This window comes from Grimontia sp. NTOU-MAR1, from assembly GCF_035758505.1.
GTDB lineage: Bacteria > Pseudomonadota > Gammaproteobacteria > Enterobacterales > Vibrionaceae > Enterovibrio > Enterovibrio marinus.
Genome location: NZ_CP142108.1, coordinates 3,354,966 through 3,381,731, shown reverse-complemented (window position 1 = coordinate 3,381,731; position 26,766 = coordinate 3,354,966). Strand labels below are relative to the sequence as shown.

31 protein-coding genes are annotated in these 26,766 nt (G+C 49.7%); 2 read left to right on the top strand and 29 right to left on the bottom strand.

Going from position 1 to position 26,766, the window contains the following annotated elements; genetic code table 11:
* Positions 1-63 precede the first annotated feature (63 nt).
* Genes ccmI through ccmA form a run of 9 tightly spaced genes read right to left on the bottom strand, consistent with a single transcriptional unit; the run spans position 64 to position 7,065 of the window.
* Complete coding sequence (ccmI, locus tag VP504_RS15770; protein WP_325891999.1) at positions 64-1,278, bottom strand: c-type cytochrome biogenesis protein CcmI; 1,215 nt, start codon at positions 1,276-1,278, stop codon at positions 64-66.
* Entirely contained in the window at positions 1,275-1,766 is a 492-nt protein-coding gene (locus VP504_RS15765) for a cytochrome c-type biogenesis protein (RefSeq protein ID WP_062704649.1), read from the bottom strand. Before VP504_RS15765 ends, ccmI begins: the two co-directional genes overlap by 4 nt.
* Positions 1,766-2,320: a DsbE family thiol:disulfide interchange protein gene (locus VP504_RS15760; RefSeq protein ID WP_325891998.1), complete on the bottom strand. Its 555-nt coding sequence runs from the start codon at positions 2,318-2,320 to the stop codon at positions 1,766-1,768. The genes VP504_RS15765 and VP504_RS15760 overlap by 1 nt, the downstream gene beginning before the upstream one ends.
* Positions 2,321-2,322: 2 nt before the next feature.
* The gene (locus VP504_RS15755; RefSeq protein WP_325891996.1) at positions 2,323-4,299 is read right to left on the bottom strand and encodes a heme lyase CcmF/NrfE family subunit; all 1,977 of its coding nucleotides are present in this window, start codon (positions 4,297-4,299) and stop codon (positions 2,323-2,325) included.
* Positions 4,299-4,781: a cytochrome c maturation protein CcmE gene (gene ccmE, locus VP504_RS15750; protein ID WP_325891995.1), complete on the bottom strand. Its 483-nt coding sequence runs from the start codon at positions 4,779-4,781 to the stop codon at positions 4,299-4,301. Before ccmE ends, VP504_RS15755 begins: the two co-directional genes overlap by 1 nt.
* Positions 4,778-4,984, bottom strand: coding sequence for a heme exporter protein CcmD (gene ccmD, locus VP504_RS15745; RefSeq protein WP_325891994.1), 207 nt, complete (start codon positions 4,982-4,984; stop codon positions 4,778-4,780). The genes ccmE and ccmD overlap by 4 nt, the downstream gene beginning before the upstream one ends.
* Before the next feature lie 2 nt (positions 4,985-4,986).
* Positions 4,987-5,724, bottom strand: a complete 738-nt coding sequence (locus VP504_RS15740; RefSeq protein ID WP_325891993.1) for a heme ABC transporter permease — start codon at positions 5,722-5,724, stop codon at positions 4,987-4,989.
* Between the two features lie 58 nt (positions 5,725-5,782).
* Complete coding sequence (gene ccmB / locus VP504_RS15735) at positions 5,783-6,439, bottom strand: heme exporter protein CcmB (protein ID WP_442788881.1); 657 nt, start codon at positions 6,437-6,439, stop codon at positions 5,783-5,785.
* 11 nt (positions 6,440-6,450) lie between these two features.
* Positions 6,451-7,065, bottom strand: coding sequence for a cytochrome c biogenesis heme-transporting ATPase CcmA (ccmA, locus tag VP504_RS15730; protein WP_325891991.1), 615 nt, complete (start codon positions 7,063-7,065; stop codon positions 6,451-6,453).
* Positions 7,066-7,232: 167 nt separating this feature from the next.
* Here ccmA and fliK point away from each other — a divergent pair, with 167 nt between their 5' ends.
* A complete protein-coding gene (fliK, locus tag VP504_RS15725; protein WP_325891989.1) occupies positions 7,233-8,012 on the top strand; it encodes a flagellar hook-length control protein FliK in 780 nt (259 codons plus the stop codon).
* Positions 8,009-8,302, top strand: coding sequence for an EscU/YscU/HrcU family type III secretion system export apparatus switch protein (locus VP504_RS15720; protein ID WP_325891988.1), 294 nt, complete (start codon positions 8,009-8,011; stop codon positions 8,300-8,302). Before fliK ends, VP504_RS15720 begins: the two co-directional genes overlap by 4 nt.
* Positions 8,303-8,319: 17 nt before the next feature.
* Here the strand turns inward: VP504_RS15720 and VP504_RS15715 are convergent, their stop codons facing one another.
* From VP504_RS15715 to fliL, 20 genes are all read right to left on the bottom strand, one after another.
* Positions 8,320-8,745: a DUF2802 domain-containing protein gene (locus VP504_RS15715; protein WP_062704626.1), complete on the bottom strand. Its 426-nt coding sequence runs from the start codon at positions 8,743-8,745 to the stop codon at positions 8,320-8,322.
* Positions 8,745-9,233: a chemotaxis protein CheW gene (locus VP504_RS15710; RefSeq protein WP_062704624.1), complete on the bottom strand. Its 489-nt coding sequence runs from the start codon at positions 9,231-9,233 to the stop codon at positions 8,745-8,747. The genes VP504_RS15715 and VP504_RS15710 overlap by 1 nt, the downstream gene beginning before the upstream one ends.
* A 33-nt stretch (positions 9,234-9,266) precedes the next feature.
* Positions 9,267-10,394 (bottom strand): chemotaxis protein CheW, encoded by a 1,128-nt coding sequence (locus tag VP504_RS15705; protein ID WP_325894060.1) that lies wholly within the window; start codon positions 10,392-10,394, stop codon positions 9,267-9,269.
* Positions 10,384-11,163, bottom strand: coding sequence for a ParA family protein (locus VP504_RS15700; RefSeq protein ID WP_062704620.1), 780 nt, complete (start codon positions 11,161-11,163; stop codon positions 10,384-10,386). The genes VP504_RS15705 and VP504_RS15700 overlap by 11 nt, the downstream gene beginning before the upstream one ends.
* A gap of 9 nt (positions 11,164-11,172) precedes the next feature.
* Positions 11,173-12,315 (bottom strand): protein-glutamate methylesterase/protein-glutamine glutaminase, encoded by a 1,143-nt coding sequence (locus VP504_RS15695; protein ID WP_325891986.1) that lies wholly within the window; start codon positions 12,313-12,315, stop codon positions 11,173-11,175.
* Between the two features lie 15 nt (positions 12,316-12,330).
* Positions 12,331-14,496, bottom strand: a complete 2,166-nt coding sequence (locus tag VP504_RS15690; RefSeq protein WP_325891985.1) for a chemotaxis protein CheA — start codon at positions 14,494-14,496, stop codon at positions 12,331-12,333.
* Positions 14,497-14,505: 9 nt separating this feature from the next.
* Complete coding sequence (locus VP504_RS15685) at positions 14,506-15,246, bottom strand: protein phosphatase CheZ (RefSeq protein WP_062704614.1); 741 nt, start codon at positions 15,244-15,246, stop codon at positions 14,506-14,508.
* A 35-nt stretch (positions 15,247-15,281) separates the two neighbouring features.
* Positions 15,282-15,650: a chemotaxis response regulator CheY gene (gene cheY / locus VP504_RS15680; protein WP_002537850.1), complete on the bottom strand. Its 369-nt coding sequence runs from the start codon at positions 15,648-15,650 to the stop codon at positions 15,282-15,284.
* 49 nt (positions 15,651-15,699) lie between these two features.
* Positions 15,700-16,422: an RNA polymerase sigma factor FliA gene (locus VP504_RS15675; RefSeq protein ID WP_325891984.1), complete on the bottom strand. Its 723-nt coding sequence runs from the start codon at positions 16,420-16,422 to the stop codon at positions 15,700-15,702.
* Positions 16,415-17,302 carry a MinD/ParA family protein gene (locus VP504_RS15670; protein ID WP_062704611.1) on the bottom strand — a complete coding sequence of 296 codons (888 nt, stop codon included), beginning with the start codon at positions 17,300-17,302 and terminating at the stop codon, positions 16,415-16,417. The genes VP504_RS15675 and VP504_RS15670 overlap by 8 nt, the downstream gene beginning before the upstream one ends.
* Entirely contained in the window at positions 17,295-18,914 is a 1,620-nt protein-coding gene (flhF, locus tag VP504_RS15665) for a flagellar biosynthesis protein FlhF (RefSeq protein ID WP_325891982.1), read from the bottom strand. The genes VP504_RS15670 and flhF overlap by 8 nt, the downstream gene beginning before the upstream one ends.
* 32 nt (positions 18,915-18,946) lie before the next feature.
* Positions 18,947-21,052, bottom strand: a complete 2,106-nt coding sequence (flhA, locus tag VP504_RS15660; protein WP_325891981.1) for a flagellar biosynthesis protein FlhA — start codon at positions 21,050-21,052, stop codon at positions 18,947-18,949.
* A 115-nt stretch (positions 21,053-21,167) separates the two neighbouring features.
* Positions 21,168-22,301: a flagellar biosynthesis protein FlhB gene (gene flhB / locus VP504_RS15655; protein ID WP_325891980.1), complete on the bottom strand. Its 1,134-nt coding sequence runs from the start codon at positions 22,299-22,301 to the stop codon at positions 21,168-21,170.
* Positions 22,301-23,098, bottom strand: a complete 798-nt coding sequence (fliR, locus tag VP504_RS15650; protein WP_325891979.1) for a flagellar biosynthetic protein FliR — start codon at positions 23,096-23,098, stop codon at positions 22,301-22,303. The genes flhB and fliR overlap by 1 nt, the downstream gene beginning before the upstream one ends.
* A 13-nt stretch (positions 23,099-23,111) precedes the next feature.
* Complete coding sequence (gene fliQ, locus VP504_RS15645) at positions 23,112-23,381, bottom strand: flagellar biosynthesis protein FliQ (protein ID WP_325891978.1); 270 nt, start codon at positions 23,379-23,381, stop codon at positions 23,112-23,114.
* 9 nt (positions 23,382-23,390) lie between these two features.
* Positions 23,391-24,224, bottom strand: coding sequence for a flagellar type III secretion system pore protein FliP (gene fliP, locus VP504_RS15640; RefSeq protein WP_062662984.1), 834 nt, complete (start codon positions 24,222-24,224; stop codon positions 23,391-23,393).
* Positions 24,214-24,603 (bottom strand): flagellar biosynthetic protein FliO, encoded by a 390-nt coding sequence (gene fliO, locus VP504_RS15635; protein WP_062704601.1) that lies wholly within the window; start codon positions 24,601-24,603, stop codon positions 24,214-24,216. Before fliO ends, fliP begins: the two co-directional genes overlap by 11 nt.
* 121 nt (positions 24,604-24,724) lie before the next feature.
* A complete protein-coding gene (gene fliN, locus VP504_RS15630) occupies positions 24,725-25,114 on the bottom strand; it encodes a flagellar motor switch protein FliN (protein ID WP_005506661.1) in 390 nt (129 codons plus the stop codon).
* A 21-nt stretch (positions 25,115-25,135) separates the two neighbouring features.
* On the bottom strand, positions 25,136-26,200 hold the full coding sequence (gene fliM, locus VP504_RS15625) for a flagellar motor switch protein FliM (RefSeq protein ID WP_325891977.1): 1,065 nt from the start codon (positions 26,198-26,200) through the stop codon (positions 25,136-25,138).
* Between the two features lie 7 nt (positions 26,201-26,207).
* Positions 26,208-26,714: a flagellar basal body-associated protein FliL gene (fliL, locus tag VP504_RS15620; protein ID WP_325891975.1), complete on the bottom strand. Its 507-nt coding sequence runs from the start codon at positions 26,712-26,714 to the stop codon at positions 26,208-26,210.
* Between the last annotated feature and the right edge of the window lie 52 nt (positions 26,715-26,766).

The following is a 26,766-nucleotide window of genomic DNA, read 5'->3' as shown; positions in this document are numbered from 1 at the left end:
TTGGGTAAAAAAGAGGCCGGTTAAATACCAGCCTTTTGTCATTATTTTGGCAGTATAAAGCACTTACTGTTTTTGGTTAATCACTAACTGTGAACTGCCACCTAATTCGAACGGAACGGTTTCCCCAAACCAATCTCCGTCTCGAGTCATCACGTTACCGTCATTGTCGATACGGGCTTTCACCATTACCTCTGGCAGTGAAGAAAGCAAACGCTCAGGAATCATACTGTCTGCGTCGGTCAGCTCAACTTCTACCGGGAACTGGCTCAGCGGTATACGCTTCGCAGCCACTGGCATTGGCGCACCATCAGCAGAATGAACTGAAACAATCAATACACCTTCGCTCGGCAGTTGGACTTGATCATCCAGTGAAATTGTCACAGAAACAGATTGCCCCTCTCCCGCGCCTATTTGCGCCTCAGCACGCTGAATACTGCGCTCAAGCATGGTAATACGCGGATCATCAGCTGGCAGTAATTGCTTCATTGTCGACCAAGCAGCAACCGCTTCTTCATATGCACCACGCTCAAAGGCATCAAACGCCAGTAGCGAGAATGCTTGCAAATTACCATGATCCGCTTTGATGACTTCGCGCAACAGGTTACGTGCAGTATTGCTGTTTTGCTCATCACCTGACAGCATCAGGGACTGTGCATAGCCCAGTTTCACATCACTATCGCCTGGCATCAGGTTATAGGCTTTTGCCATTGCACCTTCAGCCGTTTGCACATCGCGGTTCGCCAAGCCAATACGCCCCAGCAGCAACCACCCCATCGCATCATCAGGCGTTTGTTGTAACTTAGTGCGAAGAGACAAGGTCAGATCCGCCATTTCCTCATCTGTCATCGGCTCATTGGAGTCTGACATCAGACGACGGGACAATTCTGGCAAACGTGATGCTGTTTCCTGCCACGAAACGACTTCACGATAGTTGCCCATCGTGTTGTAAAGACCATAACTCATGGCAATCATGATCAAGATGCCTGGCACCAACACCACAAACGGAACTTTGCTTTGTGTCGCTGACTTTTCACTGGCTGGAATGTCATCCAACAGAGACTGTTTGAGTTCTACCGCCAATTCGTTCTGGTTTTCTACCAAACCTTCATCGGCTTCTTCATTAAGCTCTTCCATACGATCACGGAAGAAGGCTTTGTTGAGTTCATCGCGGCTTGCCGCTTCGTCCTGTTCTTTACCGCGGTAAATCGGCAGAACAAATAAGCCAACAGAGACCACAATCATTAAGGCTGTGATCAACCAGAACCACATTTCAGTCATCCGTTGTTATCCTTATTTTTATTATCTGCAGACTCTTCGTTGAGCAACGCATCTAGACGCGCTTGCTCTTCGCTGTCAAGTTCTGCTTTTGCTGTTTTCACTTTTGGCTTGCGACTACGCATCACTAAAACGGTAAAGCCCCCCACCACAAACAATGCCGGACCAGCCCAAAGAATGAAGGTTGAGGCTGTCACTGGCGGGTTATAAGTGACGAAATTGCCGTAACGGTCAACCATATAATCGACAATCTCGTCTTCGTTCTTACCTTGCTTTAGCATTTCATAAACCTTCAAACGAAGGTCCTGAGCCAGACCAGCATTCGAGTCTGCGATGTTGTTGTTCTGACACTTAGGACAGCGCAACTCTTTGCCCAATTTTTTAAAGGCTTCTTCCTGCTCAGGTGTATCGAACTCATACACTTCAATGGCCGCCGACACAGAAAACGCTGCACTCGCAGCCAGCATGATTGCTAATAGAAAACGTTTCATCAGCCTTTTGCCTCCGCCAGCATTTGCTCATACATTGGGCCCAAAGTGTCGTTCCAGTTTCTGTCGTTCACATCACCGACATGACGGTAGCGAATCACTCCATTGGCGTCGATAAGGAAAGTCTCTGGCGCGCCATATACACCAAGATCCAGGCCCAACATACCGTTACCATCAAACAGGCTGATCAAGTACGGGTTACCCAACTGGTTCAGCCAGCCGATCGCTTTTACGCGATCGTCTTTGTAGTTAAGTCCAATTATTTTTACACCATTTGCAGCTAACTCATTCAGGTAAGTATGCTCGGCGTAGCAGGTTGGGCACCATGTCGCCCAAACATTCAGGAGTAAGGGTTCACCTTTGAAGATGTCCTGATCATACAGCTTGCCAGCTTGAGTCAGATCTTCGAGACGAAACTCTGGCACTGGCTTACCCACCAACACAGATTCAAGCTTGGTCGGGTCATCGCCGTCAGCGTTTTTGCCTAATTGCACAAAGAAAACACCAACCAGCACCATAAAAAGCGCGAACGGAATAAAGAGTAAAGGTTTGTTCACCTTTAAGCCTCCTTCACTAGCTCAGCAGAGACTTCTGACTGAACCTTCTTACGAAAACGGTAACGTTTGTCAGAGATTGCCATCAAACCACCCAGTGACATCACCAATGCACCCAACCAAATCCAACGGACGAAAGGTTTGTAGTAGATGCGCACAGCCCAGGAACCATCATTTAAACGTTCACCCATCGCAACATAAAGATCACGGGTGAAACCGCGGTCAATCGCTGCTTCAGTCATCATCGAGCGCTGTACTGTGTAAAAGCGTTTCTCAGCATGCAGTGTGTTTACGCGCTTATCGCCACGGTAAATATCGAAGTCCGCGATGTAACCATCGTAATTCGGGCCATCTTTATCGCGAAGGCCTGCAAAATGGAAATCATACCCTTGCAGTTCAATGCGATCACCCGGTGCCATTTTTACATCGCGCTCAATGTCATAATTCTGAACCATCGCAATACCAAGCACGGTGATCGCCAGACCGATATGACCAAGCACCATCGCCCAATGGCTACGACCCAATTTACCCAGACCGGTGACCAAATCATGACGGTGAGTCGCCCGCTGATAAACTTCAATGCAAGACAGAATGATGACCCAAAGACCCATCACGGCACCCAACGCCGCCAGCGGCATAAAGACATCAGCGAAAATCCAAACCAAGGCAACACCAAGCACGACGGAAAGTACACCACTAAACAGCAGCTCTTTTTTCACGTTCTTCAGATTGTCGCGTTTCCAGCGGATAAGTGGGCCAATACCAAGAAAAAAGACAAATGGCACAGAAAGCCAAGTAAACAGTAGATTAAAGAACGGTTCACCGATCGAAACTGAACCCAAGCCAAGCTGTTTGTGAACCAGCGGTAACAGTGTGCCAAGCAGGACAACCACCAAAGCTGCAACCAACAGAATGTTGTTCGCCAACAGAACGTTCTCGCGGGAAACCAGTTCAAAGTTACCACGCACACGGACTTCTGACGCACGCAATGCGTAAAGCAACAGCGAGCCACCGATCACTACAACCAAGAAGGCAAGGATGAACAAACCACGGGTAGGGTCAGAGGCAAACGCATGCACCGACACTAATACGCCGGAACGCACCAAGAAGGTACCAAGCAGGCTCAGAGAGAATGCAGACAACGCCAGAAGCACTGTCCACGCTTTGAACGTGCCGCGTTTTTCCGTTACTGCCAACGAGTGCATTAATGCTGTACCGGCGAGCCAAGGCATAAATGATGCATTTTCTACTGGATCCCAGAACCACCAGCCGCCCCAGCCAAGTTCGTAGTAAGCCCACCAAGAGCCCAGTGCGATACCCAGCGTAAGGAATACCCAAGCCGCGGTTGTCCAAGGGCGGGACCAACGTGCCCACGCCGTATCAAGACGACCCGCCATCAAAGAGGCGATTGCAAAAGCAAATGCCACAGAGAAACCCACATAACCCATGTAAAGCATCGGTGGGTGAACAATCAGGCCTGGATCCTGAAGAAGCGGGTTGAGATCACGGCCATCAACCGGGAAGTAAGGGAGTGTACGTTCAAAAGGGTTAGAGGTCAGAATGATGAACAGCAGGAAGCCGACACCAATCATGCCCATTACTGCCAATACGCGGGAAACAGACTCCAGCGGCATGCCACGGCTGAAAATGGCAACGGCCAGTGTCCAACCAGCCTGGATAAGCACCCAAAGAAGCAACGAGCCTTCGTGCGCCCCCCAGACTGCCGTTAGACGATAGTACCAAGGCAAGGCACTGTTTGAGTTACTCGCGACATAAGTGACCGTAAAGTCGTTAACGTAGAATGCCCAGCTCAATGCAATGAAAGACATCAATAGCATCAGGAACATGCCGATAGCCAGTGGACGCGCAGAACGCATCATGGCCTGGTTTCCGACGTGAGCCCCCCAAAGTGGGTAAATACTCAACAGGACGGAAAAACCAAGGGAGATAATAAGGGCGAAATGCCCTAATTCAGCAATCATTAGTAGCTACCCTGTTTTTGCTGCTCGGTGTATTCAAGCGGTCTATGCCCTTTGCTCATCGCTTCTGCAATTTCAGGTGGCATATATTCTTCATCGTGTTTTGCGAGGACTTCATTCGCAAACACGGTGCGTTCATCAACCAGCACACCCTGTGCAACAATACCCTGACCTTCTCGGAACAGGTCAGGCAGAATACCTTCAAACTCCACGGTAACTTCAGGGCCGATATCCGCCACACGGAAACTCACTTTTAGAGATTCCGGATCACGCTCAACCGAGTCAGTTACTACCATGCCACCGATACGCAGACGCTGCCCCAACTCTGGTTTGGTGCCATCCGGCTTACCATTAACCAGTTCAGTTGGCGTGTAGAATAGGTCCATGTTTTGGTTCAGTGCGTAAAGCACCAACCCAATCGTCGCGCCTACACCAAACACCAGGGCAAGAGCCAGCCCTAGTCGTTTCTTGCGTCTCGGGTTCATAGTGTGTTCTCCATTTTTTGGGCATTCTTAATACGTTGCTCTCGGGCAACTTTGTTCTTAATTTCTTTGAAAAGTTTGCGGCGGGTGAAATGGGCCGCCAGTGCCACCCAAGCCAAAGCTATGAATGTGATGGCAAATGCGCCCCAGACGTAACCGGCATAGCCACCCATTGCTAGGAATTCATAGAAAGAATTGAAATGCATGACTATCCCCTCTCAACCAGCTCGCGTACCCATGGACGGTGCGCTTCACGTTGTAGAATTTTATTTTTCAGTCCCATCAATGACACTGCACCAAAGAACAATGCAAAGCCAAAGATATTCAGAAGCAGTGGCCACAGCATATCCGATGCGATGGAAGGTTTGGCAAACTTAGTGATGGATGCACCTTGGTGCAGCGTATTCCACCACTCGACAGAGAAATGGATAATAGGTAGGTTAATCACACCAACAAGCGCCAAAATGCCTGCGGCACGCCCCGCTGTGCGGTCATCATCAAAAGCGTTATAGAGCGCTATAACACCGAGATAGAGGAATAAAAGGATAAGTTCAGAAGTTAGTCGCGCATCCCACACCCACCAGGCGCCCCACATAGGTTTACCCCAAATTGCACCAGTCACCAGAGCGATAAAGGTGAATACTGCACCAACTGGTGCCATAGCAGCTGCTGCCCAGTCAGAGGTTTTGATCTGCCACACTAAACCGATAAACGCAGCAATGGCCATCGACATGTATGCACCCATTGACCAAATTGCTGCAGGAACATGAATGTAGATAATTCGGAAACTGTCACCTTGTTGATAGTCAGACGGCGCGAATGCCAATCCCCAAATGGTACCGGTTATCAGAGACATTACTGCCAATACCGCAAACCAAGGTAACAAGGTGTTACACAGTTGGTAAGTTGCCTCGGGCTTGGCATATGGATGAAGCCATTTCCACATTGCAAATATCGCTCTCAGTTAATATGCAGGGTCTGCTGACCCTATTAATAATTAGGTATTATTGGACACTCACCCGCAGGGCAGCAGACACTGCAAACGGAGAAAGCGTGGCCGAACCGACCAGCATTGCCCCCATAATGGCAAGCTGACCGTTTATTGGAAATCCTGCGGCAGCCATATCAATCGCCGATGTCGCGAAGATAAGAACCGGAATAAACAACGGCAGGACCAAAAGGCTTAGCAGCGCGCCACCTTTTCGAAGACCAACCGTCAGCGCTACACCAATCGAACCGAGAAAACTCAGCGTCGGTGTACCTATCAATAGCGTGAGCACAACAGCCTTATAAGCTTCCCAGTCTAAAGACAGTAATACCGCTAAAAGCGGACTTATGATCAATAGTGGTACGCCTGTCAGCAACCAATGCGCAATAATTTTCGCAAAGACCAGAACAGATAAAGGTTCTGGCATCAGTAACATCTGTTCTAATGAACCATCCATAAAGTCATCACGGAACAGCCTGTCTAATGACAACACCGCCGCAAGCAGGGCCGCCACCCAGATGATGCCTGGTGCGATTTCAGCCAGTAGGTTAGGTCCCGGACCCACACCTAAAGGAAACAGCGTGATGACAATGATGAAAAACCACAGTGGGTTCAGCATGTCAGATTGACGGCGAAATGCGACGAGGAGTTCGCGGCGAACCATGTGAAACATAACAGTTCCCATTAGGCCCCCAACCTGATCCGACGCAACTTTGAGTCACCTTCGAACATATCCTGATGAGTTGTAAACAACACCATGCCTCCATTGCTCACATGATGTTGGAAAAGGTTCTCGAGTACTTTTACACCTTGCTTGTCGATGGCCGTCAAAGGTTCATCCAGAATCCAAAGTTTGGATTGGCTGATCCACAGCCTCGCCAACGCTACTCGTCGATTTTGACCCGCTGACAACTGTGCAGCTGGTACATCCTCTCGTCCTGCTAGACCCACGCGGGCAAGAGCTTCCCAAAGACTATCTTCATCTGCTTCACCATGCATACGCTGGTAAAAAGCAAGGTTTTCAAACGCGGTCATTTCACGCTTTACGCCCGTACTATGGCCTAGAAACAGCAAGTTGCCATAGAACTCTTCACGGGCTTTACTGACCAATTCTCCGTCCCAGAGTACATCCCCAGACTCTGCCAATCCCAGACCAGCGATGATCCGTAAGAGTGTGGTTTTACCTGCGCCGTTTGGACCTTCAATTTGGACAAGATCACCGGATGACAACGTAAAACTGAGATCTTCAAACAGCACCCTTTCATCACGGACACAGCTGAGCTCGCGCACTTCCAACATGAGAAATTGGCTTTCCCGATAAAGTTATGAAAAATTTGCCCGATAATACCATAGAGGCGTTTAAAGTCGTTAGCCGCAGGGTCTCGCTAATGTCACTCAAGCAATCAAATCCTACTGATTGATGAGGTCTGGGTATATGCGCTAAGCGTTAATAATTGTGAGTAAATATGAAAATCGACAATATCAATCACATCAATACATTAACGCAGGAGACATTGAAAAATGTTCCGGTAAAAAGCTTGCTCGAAGCAGGCAAGCCACTCCAATCATCCGGCAACACAGGCAGTCTGAGTGACGGCCAGCGTTCACAGCTTTCCCAGTTGCTCGCCCTAATGCCGCTTTATTCCCTGTTGCAAACAACCAAGTCAGATGCAAAAACACTCGCCCCTGTTGTCATTGATCTTCTAAAGCGACTCACCATGCCCAGCGATAGTAAACAGGCTGCCAAATGGCTCGCAGAGAAACAGGCCGACAAAGGATTGCTGGAAGCATTGCGTCACGCAACAACTGCTACCAGCGAACAAGACGGCGCTGGAAAACTTAAGTCTTTACTTATGTTGATGGCAGAGCAGCGCATCAACGAGCAAACCAAGCCCGGTGACTACCATTGGCTGTTCCCTTTCAGGGACAACAATCTTTCTCCGGTGCGCATCAACGTCGAGAAAAAGACCGGGAGGAAAAAGAAAAAGTTGCGCTGGTGCGTCACGCTCAACCTGACTCTAGACAAAAACCGTCACCTCACTGCGACAGCAGAACTTGAGGACAATTCCCTTTCTCTCAGTTTTTCCACCGATGCTGATGGCTTAAAAAACCAGATAGAGACTGCAATGCCCAAACTCGAGGAAAAACTTGCCCAGCACCATATCGCACTGGAGCAATGTGATATCAGCACCATAGAAAGTGTACAGACAGAAACTATTTCGTCAGGAGTGAACATTCAGGTATGAAGAAGCCCAAAAGCGCAGTGGCGCTTAAATACGACGGTGTCAATGCGCCAAAGGTGTCAGCCAAGGGTTACGATGCATTGGCTGAAAAGCTCATTGAAGAGATGGAAAAGAACGGTGGACTCATCCATAGCGATGAAGCTCTGATGAATTGGCTATCGGCGCTGGAAGTAGGTGGTGAAATCCCTGAACAGTTATATCTGGTGATCGCTGAATTGATCGCTTTTGCCTGGTACTTAGATGGAAAAACCCCGCCCGGCTGGGAGGGGTCAATGCTCAACAAAACGGTCTGATGGATTTAAGTATCTGATTAGCGCGTCATACGCTGCTTTCGGATATTCATGAGAAGCTCTGCTTCTGCTTTAGGCAGGTCACACTCTTCCATCAACTCCCGAAGATCTGCCCCAAGTTCTACCATCTTACTGGCGCGGCTGTATAGACGACCGTCTGGGTCCTGCATTTCCATCTCATTCTGTTTGTCGAGCAACTCATCAAAGCGCTGTGATAGTTCAGCAAGCTTTTGACTCATGCCAATAGAGCCCGCCCGCAATTCATTAAACTGCTTAGACAAGCTCTCTTGCTGCTGACGGGCATTTTTGTAAAGTAGCTCCATCGCCTGGAATTTCGCTTCCAGACCCAAGCGCGCTTTCTTTTCCCGTCTTAGCATCAACAAGGCAACCACCGCAACACTCAAAGAAACGCCCAGCGGTAACCATTGCAACACAAGGTCGAGCATTACAGCATTGCCATCTCTGACCACTCTTCATCAGAGAGTAGTTTATTCAGATCAACCAGGATCAGCAGATGACCGCTACGATTGCTTACACCTTGAATAAACTTGGCGCTTTCATCGGTACCTACACTTGGCGTAGTATCGATTTCAGAGGTCTTGAGGTAAACCACCTCAGCCACACTATCGACCATGATACCTATGACCTGAGATTCCGCTTCAATCACGATCACTCGGGTGTTGTCTGACACTTCACCTTGGGAAAGGCCGAAACGTGAACGGGTGTCGATGACTGTCACTACATTACCGCGTAGGTTGATGATGCCAAGAACATAGTCTGGTGCACCCGGTACCGGCGCGATTTCGGTGTAGCGCAATACTTCCCGAACCTGCATTACGTTAATGCCGTAGGTTTCGTCTTCCAGCTGGAAAGTCACCCACTGCAGGACTTCGTCATTCACATTTTCTTTTTGAACTTCAGCTACCTGAGACATTTATTTTCCTCTTTTCGTGCTGTGCTGCGTCACTTACGCCAACGCATTGGCATCAATACCCTGATTCAGCATGGCAATCAGCGCTTCTACGTGGATCAAGGCGCACATTTTTTCTTTAACCAGTCCGGCCAACCAAGGCCGTTTGCCAGCTTGTTCGCGCCATCGCACTTGTTCACCATGGAGTGACTCAGTCCCCAGTAGGGCGTTACAAGCCAAGCCCCATTTACTGTCACCCAAGATCACTATATAACTATAGTCATCGCGATGGCTGTTATCCGCTATTTTTTCTGGCATCACCCATTTGGCGGTATCTACCACATCCAACTGTTGGTCCCGTTCAGTCTGAAGACCCAGATACCAGTCCGGTCTTCCAATCAGGTGATTGCAATCTTCGAGTTTGTGGATCCCCCCTAACTCAGCCAGAGGAACGGCGTATGTCACACCAAACGACTCAAAGAACAACACCTGAAACGCATACTCAGAAGCAATGTTTTGCCAAGGTGGCGCTATATCTTCTTCAGCATGAGTTTCCTGGTCACTAGCGGTTTCAATCTCTGTATCGACAGAATCAGCCACTTCTTCAGTGACAGTTTCCTCAATTGCGACTTCAACTTCGGGCTCGGAAATAACTTCCGCTTCAACCGCTTCTTCCACCAATTCTTCAACATCGGTTTCGACAGTGGTTTCAACGACCGGCTCGACGAAGGCTTCTACCTCAACGCTAGTCTCTACATCGGTTTCAACTTCAACCTCCGCTTCTATGAAGGTATCAGTCAAGGTTTCCGTTGCTACTTCAACCTCGATATCCGTTTCTGTCTCAGTCAGCGCTTCGGTGTAGCTCTCAACAGCCTGTTCGCTGTCAATGATCATTTCAGTTTCCGTCAATTCCTCGACTTCTACTTCCATGTCTTCATCCAGCTTAAGCTGACTAAGCAACTTTTCTACCGAAGACAAATCGCGCTTGTCTTTGGTCAGCGTAGCACCGTTGAATTTTTCAACCGGTTCCATAACAACAGGCTGAGGTTTGGGCTCAACGCTCTCCTCTTCGGCCTGTGACGTCACATCCGTGTCATGCTGCTGAGAAAAGTAATCTTCTTCCAACAGTGCATCAAAATAGTCATCCAGCGCCTGAACACTGGATAAGGCACGGCTATCTTTCATCCTGTTCAAGTCGCTCCAGATAAGAGAGCAGCGTTTTATAGGCAAACACGCCGCGACAATTTTTTGCGTAATACGATGGCGGCATGTGCTTTAAACTTGCATCGCGAAATTTAGTATCAATCGGCACTGCTGACGTCCAAACCTGATCAGGGTATCGCACCTTAAGCTCTTGAAGCGTTTCAAGAGAAGCACGGGTACGTTTGTCATACATGGTTGGGACAATACACACTTTGAAAGCTGATGCACGGGACTTTTGCATGATCTGCAATGTACGCACCATGCGCTCAAGACCTTTCATCGCCAGAAATTCAGTTTGTACCGGGATCAGAATACGGTTACTCGCCGCCAACGCATTAACCATCATGACACCCAGAATTGGCGGGCAATCAATCAAAGCGTAATCGTACTCTTCTTCAAGGCACGCCAACGTTTTCTTCAGCATCAACCCCATACCCCCGCGGTTGCCCATGGCGCGATCGAGTGTCGCCAGTGACATATGCGATGGCAAAAGATCGAGATTTTTATATTCAGTCTTGAGGATCAACGGCTTAACCGTATCGCGATTGATAGCCTGTAATTGAAAAAGGTCGAACAAAGTACGGGGCAACTGCTCCGAATCGTAATTCAGATAGGTTGTCAGCGATGCATGCGGATCGGTATCTATCAGCAACACACGCTTATTCTTTTCACTGAGAAGCCCAGCTAGGGTAATCGTGGTGGTGGTTTTCCCCACGCCTCCTTTCTGGTTTGCAATGCTCCAGACTATCACAGCCGCTCCTTAAACGAGGTTGAGCTCAACGAAAATACGCTCGGTGATGCGATCCAACGGTAAGTCTTCGGTTGAAATGCTCGCTTTAGCGACAGCTTGCGGCATACCGTAGACCACGCAGCTTTCCTCATCTTGTGCCCACACCGTTGAACCTTGTTGTTTCAGTAATCTTGCACCGTCCCGGCCATCTGCACCCATTCCCGTCAATACCATCGATAATACTTTGTCGTTGTAGACTTTGGCTGCAGACCCGAAGGTAACATCCACGCATGGCTTGTAATTCATACGATCGCCGCCGTCGATAATTTTCACACGAGCTGCCCCTGGGCGTCCATCAATCATCATCTGCATTCCACCCGGCGCCAAATAAGCGGTGCCTGGTTGTAATTGATCGCCATCCTGCGCTTCTTTCACTGTGATTTTGCAAAGGCCATTCAGACGCTGTGCAAACGCTGCAGTAAAGGTTGAAGGCATGTGCTGGATAAGGACGATAGGCATTGGGAAATTCGCAGGCAACCCACTCAGCACCTTTTGTAGTGCTACCGGCCCACCTGTAGAGGTGCCAATCGCCACTAATTGGTAGCGTTTACCGCTAGCTTTAAAACGTGCCAAAGATGAAGCAGGTCTTGCCGCAGGTGCAGTAGGTGCGCTGGGCGCACTACTTGTCATCGGGCGGACTGGCGCACGCGAAGCCGTTGGTGTTGGCGCATTGGTAGTTGGGCGTGCCGCAGGTGCAGGTCTTCGCATAAAGGCGCGCTTACGAGCAATCTCGTTCACGCGCTGTTGGAGCAAGGCGACCGCTTCGTCGCGGTTACGTGCGATGTCTTCGAATTTCTTTGGCAGAAAGTCGAGCGCGCCCGCATCCAACGCGTCTAAGGTGGCTTTTGCCCCGTCATGCGTTAACGAAGAAAACATCAGAATAGGCGTTGGATTGCTCTGCATGATCTCACGAACTGCAGTAATCCCATCCATCACAGGCATTTCGATGTCCATAGTAATGACATCTGGTTTTAGCTTTGCTGCCTTTTCAACTGCATCTTTTCCATTAACTGCACAGTCGATAACCTGAAGGCGAGGATCCCCGTTAATAATTTCGCTAACACGGCGGCGGAAAAAACTTGAATCGTCCACCACCAAAACTTTCAACACCATGTCGTTCCTTTTGGTTTATCCGCCAGCATATCGCTTAAGCAAATTCGGTACATCAAGGATCAAAGCTATGTTCCCGTCACTGGTAATTGTTGCTCCTGCCATACCCGGCGTGCCTTGCAGCAGTTCATCCAGAGGCTTGATCACAACTTCTTCCTGACCTATGAGAGAATCCACAACAAATGCTACAGGCTGATGGCCAATCTGGACGATCACAACATGTCCAGTCTCTCGGTTTTGAGAGTGATGCCTCGGGCAAAGCCAATCTTGCAAATAAAAGAGAGGAATTGCTTTTTCACGCACTATCAACGTAAGTTGTCCGTCAACTGTGTTAGTTCTAGAAAGATCAAGGCTGATGATTTCATTAACGTTCGACAGCGGGAACGCAAACGGATTGTTACCGATACCGACCATCAGAGTCGGCAAGATTGCCAGTGTCAGAGGCACTTTGATTGAGATAATAGTGCCGCGGCCCAGTTCTGAATCAATAGAAATTGTACCGTTCAGTTGGGTAATCGCCGTTTTCACCACGTCCATACCTACACCACGACCAGAGATATCTGAAATCTCAGTCTTGGTTGAGAAACCTGCAGCAAAGATCAGATTATAGGCCTCAGTATCGCTCAAACGTGCCGCGGCGTCTGCATCCATCACACCACGCTCTACTGCGATAGAACGCAATTTCTCTGCATCCATACCGCCACCATCATCTTCGATGGTCAGCAGAATGTGATCACCTTCCTGCGAAGCCGCAAGGGTAATGGTGCCTGTGCGTGGTTTGCCTTTTTCCTCACGGGCATCCGGCATTTCAATGCCGTGGTCAACCGAGTTACGCACCAAGTGAACCATCGGGTCCGCAAGTGCCTCTACCAGGTTTTTGTCCAAGTCGGTTTCTTCGCCGCGCATTTCCAGCACGATGTCTTTTTTCAGGCTTCGTGCAAGGTCACGTACAACGCGTGGGAAACGGCCAAATACCTTCTTAATTGGCTGCATACGTGTTTGCATCACAGCGCCTTGAAGGTCAGCAGTGACCACGTCAAGGTTGGTCACTGCTTTCGCCATGTTTTCATCATCGCTACTTGCACCCAAACTCACCAGACGGTTACGCACCAAGACCAGCTCACCCACCATGTTCATGATGGTGTCCAACGTGGAGGTGTTCACACGTACAGTCTGCTCAACCTGAGGTGCAGGCGGCTTTTTGTCGTCAGCCTTTGCTGGTGGCTTGGCAGCTGGTGCAGGTGGTTTTGCTGCCGCAGGCTCGGCTTTTGGCACCGGCGCTGGCGCAGGTTTTGGCTCTGCTTTCGGCGGCGGAGGTGGCGCTGAAGCTGCGGTAGCTGCACCACTGTCAATCGGACTTTTACCCTTGCCGTGCAAGTCATCCAATAGTTTTTCAAATTCATCGTCAGTGATTTCGTCACTGGACGGGCTTTCTACCGACGCGTTTTGTGGTGGTGGTGTCGCGGCTTCTGGCGCACCACCAACCTGTGGACCTTTGCCTGCACCGTGCAGGTCGTCCAACAGTTTTTCAAATTCGTCGTCTGTAATGTCATCACCGCCACCTGTTGCAGCTTGTGGGGCTGACGCGCTGTCACCTGCTTGTGGACCTTTGCCTGCGCCGTGCAGTTCGTCCAGAAGACGGTCAAATTCGTCGTCTGTGATTTCATCAACAGAATCACCAGCAATCGCTTCGCTACCTTCGGCCGGTTCTTCTGCTACCGCTTCTGGTTCTGGCTCCGGCTCCGGCTCTGGTTCCGGCTCTGGTGCAGCCGCTTCTGCTGCTTCATCTTCTGAAGCAGGGCGACTATATCTGTGGAGTGCTTCAATGAGTGCTGGATCAGCCGCAGGTACCGGTTCGCGCTCCTGCACGCAAGCGAACTGCTCGTTAACGGTATCCAATGACTGGAGGATGGTATCCATCACTTCCGGCGTCAATTCACGTCCGCCATTACGCAGGTTATCAAAGATGTTTTCTGCACCGTGGCATGTTTCAACCAGTTCGGTGAGTGAAAGGAAACCTGCACCACCTTTTACGGTATGGAAACCACGGAATATTGCATTGAGTAGGTCTCTGTCTTCTGGTGATTTTTCCAGGTCGACCAATTGCTCGGATAGCAATTCCAAAATCTCACCGGCTTCGATTAAGAAGTCCTGGAGGATTTCTTCATCCATTTCAAAACTCATAACGCACCCCTAAAAGCCCAGGCTGGAAAGCAGATCATCGACGTCATCCTGACTTTGCATCACTTGCTTCTCTTGACGCTCTTTCTCGGAGACGACTGGACCTTCAGCCACAATGCCAGATTGCTGTTGTTCAGCTTCTGCTTCTGTTTCTGGTTCTTTCTGATCGTCATCCAGACCAAAGGCAGTGAGGATTTCAACCAGTTGTTTTTCTACCTCTTGCACCAACTCAATGACACGACGGATAACCTGTCCGGTTAGATCCTGAAAGTCTTGCGCCATAAGGATTTCAGTCAATTGACCGTGGAGCTTAGTGGTATCCCCTTCAACCTGTGTCAACAAACCGTCGATTTGATGGCACAAGTCTTTGAAACTTGTTATGTCAATCCGCCCACCCATGAGGTTGTTCCATTGCGGACGAACCAAGGCAAGACATTCTTGCAGGTTGTCCGCGATTGGAAGGGTCGCTTCCACTGCATCCATGGTGCGGTTCGCAGCCAGTTCCGTTTTTTCCATCACAAAGTTCAGGCGATCTTTCGCATCTGGGATCTCGCTGGTAGCCAAATCGTTGACGCGTGGATCTAAACGGAAATTTGACAACGAATCATGTAGTTGCCGGGTCAGTTTTCCTACCTCATTGAAGAGCGGATTGCGCACGTCACTGACAAGATTGGCCAGTAATTCGTTCGCGCCGTCCTGATTCCCTTCTTCGAGCAGACTGACCAATTCTTTAGCTTGGTCGAGTGTTATCATCGTTTAAATAATCCATCACTGCGCGAAGAAAAAAATCACATACGCTCGAAAATCTTATCCAGCTTTTCTTTGAGCGTCGCGGCAGTAAACGGCTTAACGATATAACCATTCACACCAGCCTGAGCGGCCTCAACGATTTGCTCACGCTTGGCTTCTGCGGTGATCATCAGAACTGGAAGATGCTTGAGCTCATCATCAGCGCGGATGTTTTTTAGCAGATCGATGCCTTGCATGCCCGGCATGTTCCAATCAGTAACGACGAAGTCAATACCGCCTTTCTTAAGAATTGGCAGTGCTGTCAGGCCGTCATCTGCTTCAACGGTGTTGTTGAAACCCAGATCTCGAAGGAGGTTTTTAACGATACGGCGCATTGTTGAAAAGTCATCAACAACGAGGATTTTCATATTTGTGTTCAAAGTGGCCTCCAGTGAGGTTCCTTATTATTGTAGAAACTTACTTTGACCAAGCGGATAGCTTGGTCCGTAACCGCTGCATTGCCTGATTTTGTATCTGGCAAACCCGGGATTCACTAACCCCGATAATGGCCCCAATCTCCTTGAGGTTGAGTTCCTCGTCGTAATAGAGAGAGAGTACCAAAGCTTCTCTTTCAGGAAGTCCGCGGATGGCATTCGCTAAGTGCGATTTAAAGCTATCCCCGGCCGCTTCCTCAAAGGGAAGATTTTCATCACGATGACTTTCTGTCACGAAAGCATCTTCTGAAACGCCCAAGTCATCGATACCAATCAGTCGCCCTGCGTTGATGTCGTTTTGAGCTTGGTAATACTGATCCAAACTCATGCCCAGGCGTTTCGCAATTTCTTTGTCGCTGGGGTCTCGCCCCAATTCACCTTCAAGCTGTGAAATCACTTCGCTGATTTGGCGGTTATTCTTGTGAACCGACCTCGGCACCCAGTCGCCTTTCCGGATGTCATCCAGCATGGCGCCACGAATACGGATACCAGCGTAGGTTTCAAAACTCGCTCCTTTTGTGGAATCGTAGTTCTGCTGCGCTTCAAGCAAACCAACCATGCCCGCCTGAATGAGATCTTCAACCTGCACATTTGGGGGCAAACGGGCTATCAGGTGGTGCGCAATCCGTTTCACTAATGTGGCGTACTGCTCAAACACAGTCTCCGTTGATGCTCCTGTCCTGCCATAGGTCAGCGCCCTATTCACTGAGGTAATCCCCCGCAGCCTCGTCTCGAACCAGCAGTCGCTCAACGAAAAACTCCAAGTGTCCGCCCGGATTACGTGGTACAGGCCAGGTCAGGGCCTTGTTTGCCAACGCATTTAGAGCAAGCGCGGCCGGAGACTTTGGAAATGCATCAATCACGACGCGTTGCTTCTTCACAGACTGACGCACATGCTCATCTAATGGAACACATGCTACTAATTCTAGATTAGCATTTAAAAATCTTTCTGTTACCCGAGTTAATTTTGTGAATAAATCGCGACCTTCGCGGTAACTGCGCACCATATTGGCAACGACCTTGAACCTGGTAACGCCGTGTTCACGGCTCAGCAGCTTAATCAATGCATAGGCATCTGTGATGGAAGTCGGCTCATCACACACCACAATCAACACATCCTGCGCCGCGCGTGAGAAGCTCAAGACCATGTCAGAGATACCTGCTGCGGTATCCACCAGCAGCACGTCAACGTCCTCTTCTAGAGTACCAAATGCCCTAATAAGACCGGCGTGCTGAGCTGTACTGAGCTCGGTCATTCCTCGCATACCCGACGAAGCTGGAATAATCCTCATGCCGTGAGGACCTTCGATAATGATATCTTTGAGGTCGCACACGCCCTGCATAACGTGGCTGAGGTTCTTACCTACACGCAAACCCAGTAATACATCGACATTTGCCAGCCCTAAGTCAGCATCCAACACCATGACCTTTTTGCCTTGCTTGGCCATGGCAGCTGCCATACCCAAGGTGATGTTGGTTTTACCGACACCACCTTTACCACCAGTGACGGTGATGACTTTGGTACGAGTCGGGTTTGTCAGGCGGCGGAGGCCGCTTGCTTGATCATGCATGGTTGTCTCAATCATAAAAGTCCGCCGCATTCGACTCTGGTACATCATGACTCCAGAAATGGTTTCGCTGCTCTGAATCTTGATCCATCAGTTCACTCGCCTTGTTAACCAGGTATCTCCCACTTGCCTGGCGAATGTCCTCGGGTACACGCTGGCCATCAGCCAGATAGGTAACCGGAAGGGCGTTTTCTATGGTCACACTCAATAATTCCCCCAGACTGAGGGATTCGTCCAACTTCGTGAGCACGCATCCAGATAGGGGAATGCGCCGGAAGTGATCAATAGTCTCCTGCAGTACGCGACGTTGTGAAGTCGCGGACAATACAAGGAGGCTTCGGATATGTGAACCACTGTTTTGGATAAGAGTATCAAGTTGTTCTGATAGCCTCAGATCTCGCTGGCCCATGCCTGCGGTATCCAACAGGATCAGTCGACGGTGACGTAACTGATACAGTATATCGGCCAGTTCATCCGCATCTTTAGCAACTTTTACGGGGCAACCTAAAATTCTGCCATAGGTCGCTAACTGCTCATGTGCGCCGATACGGAAGGTATCTGTCGTCACCAGAGCAATTTCTTCAGGGCCGAAATCCATTGCCGCCCTGGCTGCTAACTTTGCGATGGTCGTCGTTTTGCCCACGCCGGTAGGGCCAAGCAATGCAATCACACCGCCCAACTCCAACATGTTTTCACTGGTCGTAATGACTTGATCTGCCACTAACTCCAGTAACTCCGACCACGCTTCATTTGGTGGCGTATCTTCAGGAATATAGCCAGCCAGTTGGTCGGCCAGTACTGGGGAGATACCCATTTTTTCAAGACGTTTGATTAGCATGGCACGAAGAGGCTCTTTACGCTCTACTTCCTGCCACATCAAACCGGAAAGTTGATGCTCAAGCAGGCTGCGAATCGTCGCCATTTCCTTGCGCATCGCTTCGATTTCTTCGTTGCCTTGACGCGCTGGTTGGCGGCGTGATTCGCTGCGCAATTCAAAGCGATCATCGCGACCCGGTGCACGGCGGTCTTGCTCGTCACGTTTTTGACGATACAGGCGGTCAAGCTCCTGACCTTTAGCTTGTTGCTGCGAGCGGGAGAAACCGTTGTTGGCGCCATTGCGACTACCATTGCTCTGACCGTTCTGGCCGTTATGACCATTAGAACGACGGGCTGGCGCAGCACTGTAAGTGTTTTCACTTTGACGGGTACGGGCGTCATTTTGACGCGCTAACAATGCGCTCAGCGAATCGGCTTCCTGCTGAGGCTCATCGGAAGTATTGCTTTCCGGCAACTGAGATTGGTAACGGTCAAGCAAATTGGAGAACTTGCTGCCCAATGCACCACCCAGTGGTTTTCTGGCTGCCTCTTTGCTGATGTCACGACGTAGGTGCACAGTGTCATCAGCCAGTCGGCGTGTTTGTTGAGCACGGTCCATGTTTTGCGCCATCTGCGTTCTCGCCGCTTCCTTGCGCACATCACGGGTTGGTGCGTCAGTATCTACTGCCGCCACGATTTCGACACCGCCAGTTACTTTTTTGTTGGACATAATGACAGCATCTGCGCCGAGTGCTTCTTTCACTTCGGCCAGCGCTGTTCGCATGTCTTTGGCAAAAAATCGTTTAATCTTCAAAATCGCTGTCCTGAATTACTGATGTCGCAACATCAGTTGCCAACCGCTCTCACAATTCTTATTTGTTTTTCATCCGGCACTTCCTGATAAGACAGGACTCTTAGTGACGGAATGGTATTTTTAACAAACTTGGCCAGTGTTGAACGAAGTACCCCTGAAGTCAGCAAGACTGCCGGTTCACCCTGCAGTTCCTGATGCTGGGTAGCTTCTGACAGGCTCTGTTGTAGCCTTTCTGCCAGACCCGGTTCGATACCGGTCGATTCACCACCTGACGCCTGCATAGTTTTATGCAATATCTGTTCCAGCTCGGGAACCAAAGTAATAACAGGTAATTCCGGCTCTACACCATTGATTTCCTGAACAATCAGGCGTCTGAGCGAAATTCGTACAGCAGCAGTGAGAATGTCGGGATCTTGACTCTTCGGCGCATACTCAGAGAGTGTTTGTATAATAGTCCGCACATCACGAATAGGAATCGCTTCATTGAGAAGGTTCTGCATCACTTTCACCACAGAGCCCAGCGAAATGAGGTCAGGAATAAGACCTTCCACCAGTCGAGGCGACTGCTTAGCCAGCATATCAATAAGGTTCTGCGCTTCTTCGTGACCTAAGAGACGTTCAGCATTGTTGGTCAGCATCTGGCTCAAATGGGTTGCCAGTACAGTGGCTGAGTCCACGACCGTATAGCCAAGTGCCTGGGCATGTTCGCGCTGAGATTTCTCAATCCACACTGCTTCCAGTCCAAACGCAGGGTCAACGGTACCTTCGCCGTCAACAGGACCAAACACCTGACCTGGATTAATCGCCAGTTCCTTGTCAGGGCGGATATCCGCCTCGCCAACAGCAACACCCATTAAAGTAATCCGGTAGCTGTTCGGTGGTAGTTCCAAATTGTCACGAATATGTACTGGTGGAATAAGGAAACCAAAGTCTTGCGACAGCTTCTTGCGCACGCCTTTTACGCGGTCAAGCAGCTCGCCCCCCTGATCGCGGTCAACCATTGGGATCAGACGGTAACCAACTTCTAGACCAATCACGTCAACTGGCTGTACATCGTCCCAGGAGAGCTCTTTCGGTTTTGGGGCCACCACTTCTTTTGCAGGTGCTTCTTCCGCTTCTTTCCTAGCTTTAGTCTGTTCTTTGGTTTTCCAGTAGGCGAAACCACCACAAACCAGCGCCAGCGTCAAAAATGGAATGTGTGGCATGCCAGGAACAATACCCATCACCGTCAAAATACCGGTCGCGATAATAAGAGCGCGGGGATTATCTACCAGTTGGAAGACTACTTGCTGCCCCATGTCTTCGTCAGTGTTCTGACGGGTTACCATGATCGCTGCGCCAATCGACAGCAAGAGCGACGGGATCTGTGCAACGAGACCATCACCGATAGTCAACAGAGTGTAAATTTCGATGGCGTTTGAGAAGCTGACATCATGTTGGATCATACCGATGGATAAACCACCGATGATATTGATCGCCAGAATTAAAATACCGGCGATGGCATCACCTTTGACGAATTTTGACGCACCGTCCATCGAACCGTAGAAGTCGGCTTCTTTGGTCACTTCTTGACGGCGGGTACGCGCCTGTTCCTGATTAATCAGGCCGGCATTCAAATCCGCATCAATTGCCATTTGCTTACCCGGTAATGCATCCAGGGTGAAACGCGCGCTGACTTCGGATATACGACCCGCACCTTTGGTGACAACCATGAAGTTGATGATCATCAGGATAAGGAACACCACCAGGCCAACAGCGTAGTTACCTCCGATCACTACTGAGCCAAAGGCATCGATCACCTGTCCGGCTGCACCTGGACCTTCATGACCATGAAGCAGAACCACACGGGTTGAAGCGACATTCAGTGCCAGACGCATCAGCGTCGCGATCAGCAGTACAGTAGGAAACGCGGCGAAATCAAGTGGTCTACGGGTGTAAACAGTAACCAGAAGCACGACCAGAGAAAGGGCAATGTTAAATGAGAACATCAGGTCGAGCAGCAATGGCGGCATAGGTAGCACGACCATCGCAAGGGTTGAGAGTACGAGGAGCGGTGCACCAATCGCTGGGAATGCAGTTCCTCGCTTGAATGGAATTTTATCCTGTACCTTGTCGTAGAACGGCAAAGAAAGCTTCATGTGTCGTTTATGTTCTTCTGGGCTTAATCACTGAGACCCAAGAAGCAAAAAACGAACCAATTTTCATATATCTTAAAATCAATAAGTTATTAATATAATATCGCTAAGTATCACATCAGCGACGTAATTCCGGCGGTATTGGCAATTGCTGATCTGCCAGCGGATTAGGTTTACGTCCACGCCCTTTTTTGTATTGCTTAAGCTGAAATACGTAAGCAAGCAACTGGGCAATCGCCGTGAATAGACCATCAGGGATCTGTTGTTCCAACTCGGTGCTGTAGTAAACCGCACGGGCAAGCGGCGGCGCAGGCACAATCGTGATGTCATGCTCAGCGGCAATTTCACGGATTTTAAGTGCGAGGAAGTCTGAACCTTTGGCGACTACTACTGGCGCTTTGTCGATTTTACTGTCGTAACGAAGCGCAACCGAATAGTGTTCCGGGTTAGTGATCACCACGTCTGCAGACGGGACTTCTGCCATCATACGACGCTGGGCCATTTCGCGCTGGAGCATTCGGATCCGCCCCTTAACTTCAGGCTTACCCTCAGTTTCTTTGTATTCGTCTTTAATTTCCTGCTTAGTCATCTTGAGCTGTTCATTGTGCTGCCAGATTTGGAACGGCACATCTATCGCGACGACCACAAGCAGGGAGCAACAAATCAACAATACGAAATTCAGCAGAATATCTAGGGCATGATAGAGATTGGTCGGAAAAGTTTCGATATTGAGCTGATAGAAATCATCGAGACTCGCCCACATGAGATAGAAAGCCACACCGGATACCAGCACCACTTTTAGAATTGACTTGAGAAGCTCAACCCAGCTTTGCTTGCCGAACATCCTTTTGATGCCTTGCAACGGACTCATTTTGGACAATTTAGGCCTTGCTGCTTCCCAGGAAAAGGAGACACCACCCAATGCGGAAGCACCAATCAAACCTGCAATAAACAGCATCAACAATACAAAGGTGATCGGCCAGACAATATGAAATATCGCCCCATAAGAAATCAGCCCCAGCGTGGTGACATCAAATATCTCCTCACGCGTGAGCGTAAAAAGTTTTCGCATCATCTCCATCAAAGCTTTGCCAAGACTTTCGCCAAACCACATCAATGCAACTGCGCCCACTACGAGCACGGCGACTGACGCCAGTTCTCTTGAGCGCGGTACCTGACCTTTCTCCCGCGCCTGCTGTCGCCTTCGGGGCGTGGCGTCTTCAGTGCGTTCCTGACCGTCGTTCTCTGCCATCAGGTACCTCCACCTAATGTGCAGTCGAGACGGATAAGGTCACAGATAGTATTCAGCCCTGTGTCCCAGTGATTCAGGTAATGCGGCAAAATTCCGTTGAGCAGATACATACAGATCATCAAACCCACCAGCAACGCAAACGAGAAGCCCAGTGAGAAAATGTTTAACTGCGGCGCAGCACGGGTCATGACACCAAATGAAAGGTTCACCGTCAGCAAGGCGATAATGCCCGCAAGTGCCATCCCGAGCGCCACACTGAACATGATGCCAAACCAACTTGCCAGCGCGCGGTAATCCGCCACACCGAGCATTTCACCCACTGGTAGGGTTTTAAAGCTCATGACCACCAGGTTAAGCATCTGAAGATGTCCATCGGTGGAGAGGAAAATCATGGTGGCGACGAAAAGATAGAACTGACCCAGTAAAGGCGTGTTCTGCCCGTTGGCCGGGTCGACCATAGAAGCAAAACCCAAGCTCGATTGCATACCGATAATTTGACCGAGTAGCACAAAGGTCTGGATAACAAACTGGGTCACCGTGCCCATCGCAATACCAATCAGGATTTGCTGCGCCAAAACGACCAATCCGCCAAAGGAAACCAGCTCAATGGTTTCAGGTACACGCGGTAACGCTGGCATCACAGCAAACGTGATGGCCAGAGACAGATACAAACGGATTCTCACCGGTACAAAACGGGCACCAAAAAACGTCATCGTCATCATCATTGATGAGATGCGCGTAAACGGCCAGAAGTACTGTGCCAGCCAATTAAGAATGATATCTGCCGGGTATTCCATACCTGAAACTCAGTCAGTAAAGCAACAGAGGTATTTCTTCAACCAAGCGGAAGAAATACTCCATCAGCATGCGCGTCATCCAATGGCCGAAGAACATCAGCGCCACCAGCGTAGCAATCAAACGCGGCAGGAAACTCAAGGTCTGTTCGTTAATCGAGGTCGCGGCCTGAAAAATCGCCACCAGCAAACCAACAATTAGACCGGGGATGATAATGGCGCAAACCATGACCAGGATGAGATAAAGCGCATCCTGGAACAGTTCGACAAAAGCTTCTGGTCCCATGACTTACTCCTACCCGAAACTGCCTGCAAGGGTCGACAGGATAAGGTTCCAACCGTCCACCAGCACAAATAACATCAGCTTAAATGGCAAAGACACGATCATCGGCGAGAGCATCATCATACCCATCGCCATCAGTACCGAGGCCACCACGAGGTCGATAATCAAAAACGGCAGGAACAACATAAAGCCTATCTGGAAGGCGGTTTTCAGCTCTGAGGTGATAAACGCTGGGATAAGCACTGTCATTGGTACTTCTTCCGCTTCTGTTACCTGTGAGCCGGACATGTTCACGAAGGTTTCAAGATCTTTCACGCGTGTTTGTTGCAGCATGAACTCACGTAATGGCACCTGAACGCGGTCAAACGCTTCTCGGGCAGTAATTTCCTCATTGAGATACGGCTGAACCGCCGCGACGTTCATTCGGTCAATCACAGGCGACATGATGAAGAAAGTCAGGAACATAGCGATACCAATGATCACCTGATTTGATGGTGTCTGCTGAAGACCCATGGCCTGACGCAGGATTGCCATCACGACCACAATACGGGTGAAAGACGTCATCAGAATCACAATCGCTGGCAGGAAGCCGAGCGCTGTCATCAACGCCAAGATCTGCAAAGTGACCGAGTAGTCCTCACTGCCATCTGGGTTGACGGTCATGGTCAGAGCTGGAATGCCACCACCATTTCGAGCCTGGATCATCGAGGCCTCGCCGGCATCGTTAATCAGGGTTTCGGTAATGGTTTCTGACGCTGGAGCTGGCTCTTCTTCAGCCAGCGCAAACGGGGTGACAAAAAAGCAGCAAAGCGCCAGAAAAATGGCAGTGACGGATTTAAGACGCATCATTTTTCTTCAGAATTTGGTTGAATTGGGAAGAGAAAGATTTCGGAGATTCCGAATCAGTGATTGGATTGTCTAACGACTTGATCAGTGTGATTTGCTGGGCCGTAACACCCACCAGCACTTGCTCGCCATTCACATCAAGCACAACAACACGCTCTTTCTGGCCTAGCGGAAGCTGGCTAACTACTTTAAGCCCAGATTTCGCGCCCATCAGCGATGGTACCTGCATACGTTTCAGTGCCCAGGCCAAACCAAATATCACACCAATCACCAGCACTAACGCACCCAAAGTGGTCGCTAGGTCTTGGCCATCTGGTGCTGCCGCATAGGCACTTGGGGCAAACATCAATCCAATTGCAGCTCGTCGCAGGAATACCATGAACTCTCTTTCTCAGCCTGTGTTTTTCGGTTAATACACCCATTAAGCAAAATCCAGGCCTAAAAAAACGCCCACCGCAAAGCGGCAGGCGTCTTCAATACAGCAAGCAAAGAGTTCGTCGTTAACGCAACTTTTTAATTCGTTCTGTTTGGCTGATAACGTCGGTCAGTCGGATACCGAACTTATCGTTCACCACAACCACTTCGCCATGAGCAATCAAGGTGCCGTTAACCAGTACATCCAGCGACTCACCGGCCAGACGGTCCAGCTCAACGACCGAGCCCTGGTTCAATTGAAGCAGGTTACGAATGTTGATATTGGTACGGCCCACTTCCATGGAAATCGTTACCGGAATATCAAGAATCGCATCCAGCTTCCGGGCTTCATCCGCGTTGATTGGCGGCGTTTCATCCACCAGCTCATCCAGCGGGGCAGTCTGTACATCATCACCGCCTTCTACTTCAGCCTGTTCGGCAAGCGCTGCAGCCCAATCGTCTTCCACATCACTCATGATTATCTACCAACGTATTAGTTATTCATCCGATTCTTTGTCACTCAAATCTTCGAGCAGCTCAATCGGTTCGTCTTCCAACAGGTTGACATCACTCTTCATCACTTCTGGACGCTTGAGCTTGTCAGTAATCTTTATCGCGAGATTGTCATTTGACTGTCCCATCTTGCCGCGGAATGTTGGCAAATCTTCGATAAAGACTGTACATGCATCTGGCATTTTTACGGGGATCACGTCGCCCGCTTCCAGCTCCATCAAATCGCGCAGCGACAGGGAGGTTTCAAGCAACTTCGCTGTCAATGCGACTTCCACATCCATCACCTCATCCTGAAGCGCTTTTGACCAGCGCTTGTCGGTATCCATCTTGTCACTCTGGATACCAGCATCAAGCAATTCACGGATGGGCTCGACCATGGAATAGGGCATGACAACGTGGAAGTCACCGCCACCACCATCAAGTTCGATGTGGAATGAGCTCACGACAATCACTTCTGTCGGGCTCACAATATTTGCCATTGCGGGGTTCACTTCTGAGTCGAGGTATTCGAACTCAACTTTCATGACCGGTGCCCAAGCATCTTTGTAGTCTTCAAATATCAGCTTGAGCAGCATTTGAATAACACGACGCTCGGTTGGAGTGAATTCACGGCCTTCGATACGCGCATGGAATCTGCCATCACCACCAAAGAAGTTCTCAACCAAGATAAACACAAGGCGAGCTTCCATAGTAACCAGTGCAGTACCTTTCAACGGACGGAAGCGAACCATGTTTAAACTGGTCGGTACGAATAGTGTGTTTTGGTACTCACCAAACTTCACCATCTGTACGCCGTTAATCGATACTTCAGCCGTTTTGCGCATCATATTAAACAAGCTGATACGCATGTGACGCGCAAATCGCTCGTTTATCAGCTCCAGGGTGGGCATTCGCCCACGGACGATACGGTCTTGTGAGGAGAAATCAAAATTCGACGCGGAAGCGATATCGCCGCCACCGTCACCGCCAGAATCCTGCTCATCCTCTTCAACGTCGTCTACACCGTGAAGAAGCGCATCAATTTCGTCTTGACTGAGGAGATCGGTCACATTGCACCTATTGCATTACAAAGCCAGTAAATAACACCCGCTCAACGACTGTTTTGCCGGTGACTTTTTCCATTGCAGCCTGCACGGTATCTACAGCCTGCTTACGGACTTCCACCTGTCCTTGCGGCGTACGCAGTTGCTCCACAGTTGCAGCCCCGAATGTTGTTAGGAGGCTATGTTCAACCAGAGGTAAGTTCTGCTTCGCCATTATCTCGTTCTGGTCACCACGCACCATCAACTGCACATTTACCTGCACTAGCCGCTGCTGCATGTCACCGGTGACGTTAAACACAAACGGTTGTGGTAACGACACATAAATTGCTTGAAGGTTCACAGGTTCAGGTTCTTCAATCACAATATCTTCTTCCTGTGGCGCGCTTTCGCCTCCCATCAGGAAAAAGAATGCACCTGCACCACCACCGAGTAACAACACTGCCGCTAAGATGATAATGATCAGTTTCTTTTTACCACCACCGCCACCACCGTCGCCAGCTTCAATATCTTCATCTGCCATGGTTTACCTCAGTTAGGGGTTAATTCTTTTTCCAGTTCCAAAATAAGCGCAG

Coding starts and splice junctions, on each gene's coding strand:
- fliR (WP_325891979.1), bottom strand. CDS start 23,098: ATGGAATACCCGGCAGATATCATTCTTAATTGGCTGGCACAGTACTTC.
- VP504_RS15690 (WP_325891985.1), bottom strand. CDS start 14,496: ATGAGTTTTGAAATGGATGAAGAAATCCTCCAGGACTTCTTAATCGAA.
- VP504_RS15685 (WP_062704614.1), bottom strand. CDS start 15,246: ATGATAACACTCGACCAAGCTAAAGAATTGGTCAGTCTGCTCGAAGAA.
- cheY (WP_002537850.1), bottom strand. CDS start 15,650: ATGAAAATCCTCGTTGTTGATGACTTTTCAACAATGCGCCGTATCGTT.
- ccmD (WP_325891994.1), bottom strand. CDS start 4,984: ATGCATTTCAATTCTTTCTATGAATTCCTAGCAATGGGTGGCTATGCC.
- fliQ (WP_325891978.1), bottom strand. CDS start 23,381: ATGGGACCAGAAGCTTTTGTCGAACTGTTCCAGGATGCGCTTTATCTC.
- ccmE (WP_325891995.1), bottom strand. CDS start 4,781: ATGAACCCGAGACGCAAGAAACGACTAGGGCTGGCTCTTGCCCTGGTG.
- ccmA (WP_325891991.1), bottom strand. CDS start 7,065: ATGTTGGAAGTGCGCGAGCTCAGCTGTGTCCGTGATGAAAGGGTGCTG.
- VP504_RS15720 (WP_325891988.1), top strand. CDS start 8,009: ATGAAGAAGCCCAAAAGCGCAGTGGCGCTTAAATACGACGGTGTCAAT.
- VP504_RS15740 (WP_325891993.1), bottom strand. CDS start 5,724: ATGTGGAAATGGCTTCATCCATATGCCAAGCCCGAGGCAACTTACCAA.
- VP504_RS15715 (WP_062704626.1), bottom strand. CDS start 8,745: ATGCTCGACCTTGTGTTGCAATGGTTACCGCTGGGCGTTTCTTTGAGT.
- fliP (WP_062662984.1), bottom strand. CDS start 24,224: ATGCGTCTTAAATCCGTCACTGCCATTTTTCTGGCGCTTTGCTGCTTT.
- VP504_RS15670 (WP_062704611.1), bottom strand. CDS start 17,302: ATGATTGAGACAACCATGCATGATCAAGCAAGCGGCCTCCGCCGCCTG.
- VP504_RS15755 (WP_325891996.1), bottom strand. CDS start 4,299: ATGATTGCTGAATTAGGGCATTTCGCCCTTATTATCTCCCTTGGTTTT.
- ccmI (WP_325891999.1), bottom strand. CDS start 1,278: ATGACTGAAATGTGGTTCTGGTTGATCACAGCCTTAATGATTGTGGTC.
- VP504_RS15710 (WP_062704624.1), bottom strand. CDS start 9,233: ATGTCTCAGGTAGCTGAAGTTCAAAAAGAAAATGTGAATGACGAAGTC.
- fliN (WP_005506661.1), bottom strand. CDS start 25,114: ATGAGTGATGTGGAAGACGATTGGGCTGCAGCGCTTGCCGAACAGGCT.
- flhB (WP_325891980.1), bottom strand. CDS start 22,301: ATGGCAGAGAACGACGGTCAGGAACGCACTGAAGACGCCACGCCCCGA.
- fliL (WP_325891975.1), bottom strand. CDS start 26,714: ATGGCAGATGAAGATATTGAAGCTGGCGACGGTGGTGGCGGTGGTGGT.
- ccmB (WP_442788881.1), bottom strand. CDS start 6,439: ATGTTTCACATGGTTCGCCGCGAACTCCTCGTCGCATTTCGCCGTCAA.
- flhA (WP_325891981.1), bottom strand. CDS start 21,052: ATGAAGCTTTCTTTGCCGTTCTACGACAAGGTACAGGATAAAATTCCA.
- fliO (WP_062704601.1), bottom strand. CDS start 24,603: ATGGTATTCCTGCGACGAGCTGCAATTGGATTGATGTTTGCCCCAAGT.
- VP504_RS15765 (WP_062704649.1), bottom strand. CDS start 1,766: ATGAAACGTTTTCTATTAGCAATCATGCTGGCTGCGAGTGCAGCGTTT.
- VP504_RS15695 (WP_325891986.1), bottom strand. CDS start 12,315: ATGGTGTTGAAAGTTTTGGTGGTGGACGATTCAAGTTTTTTCCGCCGC.
- VP504_RS15705 (WP_325894060.1), bottom strand. CDS start 10,394: ATGAAAGATAGCCGTGCCTTATCCAGTGTTCAGGCGCTGGATGACTAT.
- fliK (WP_325891989.1), top strand. CDS start 7,233: ATGAAAATCGACAATATCAATCACATCAATACATTAACGCAGGAGACA.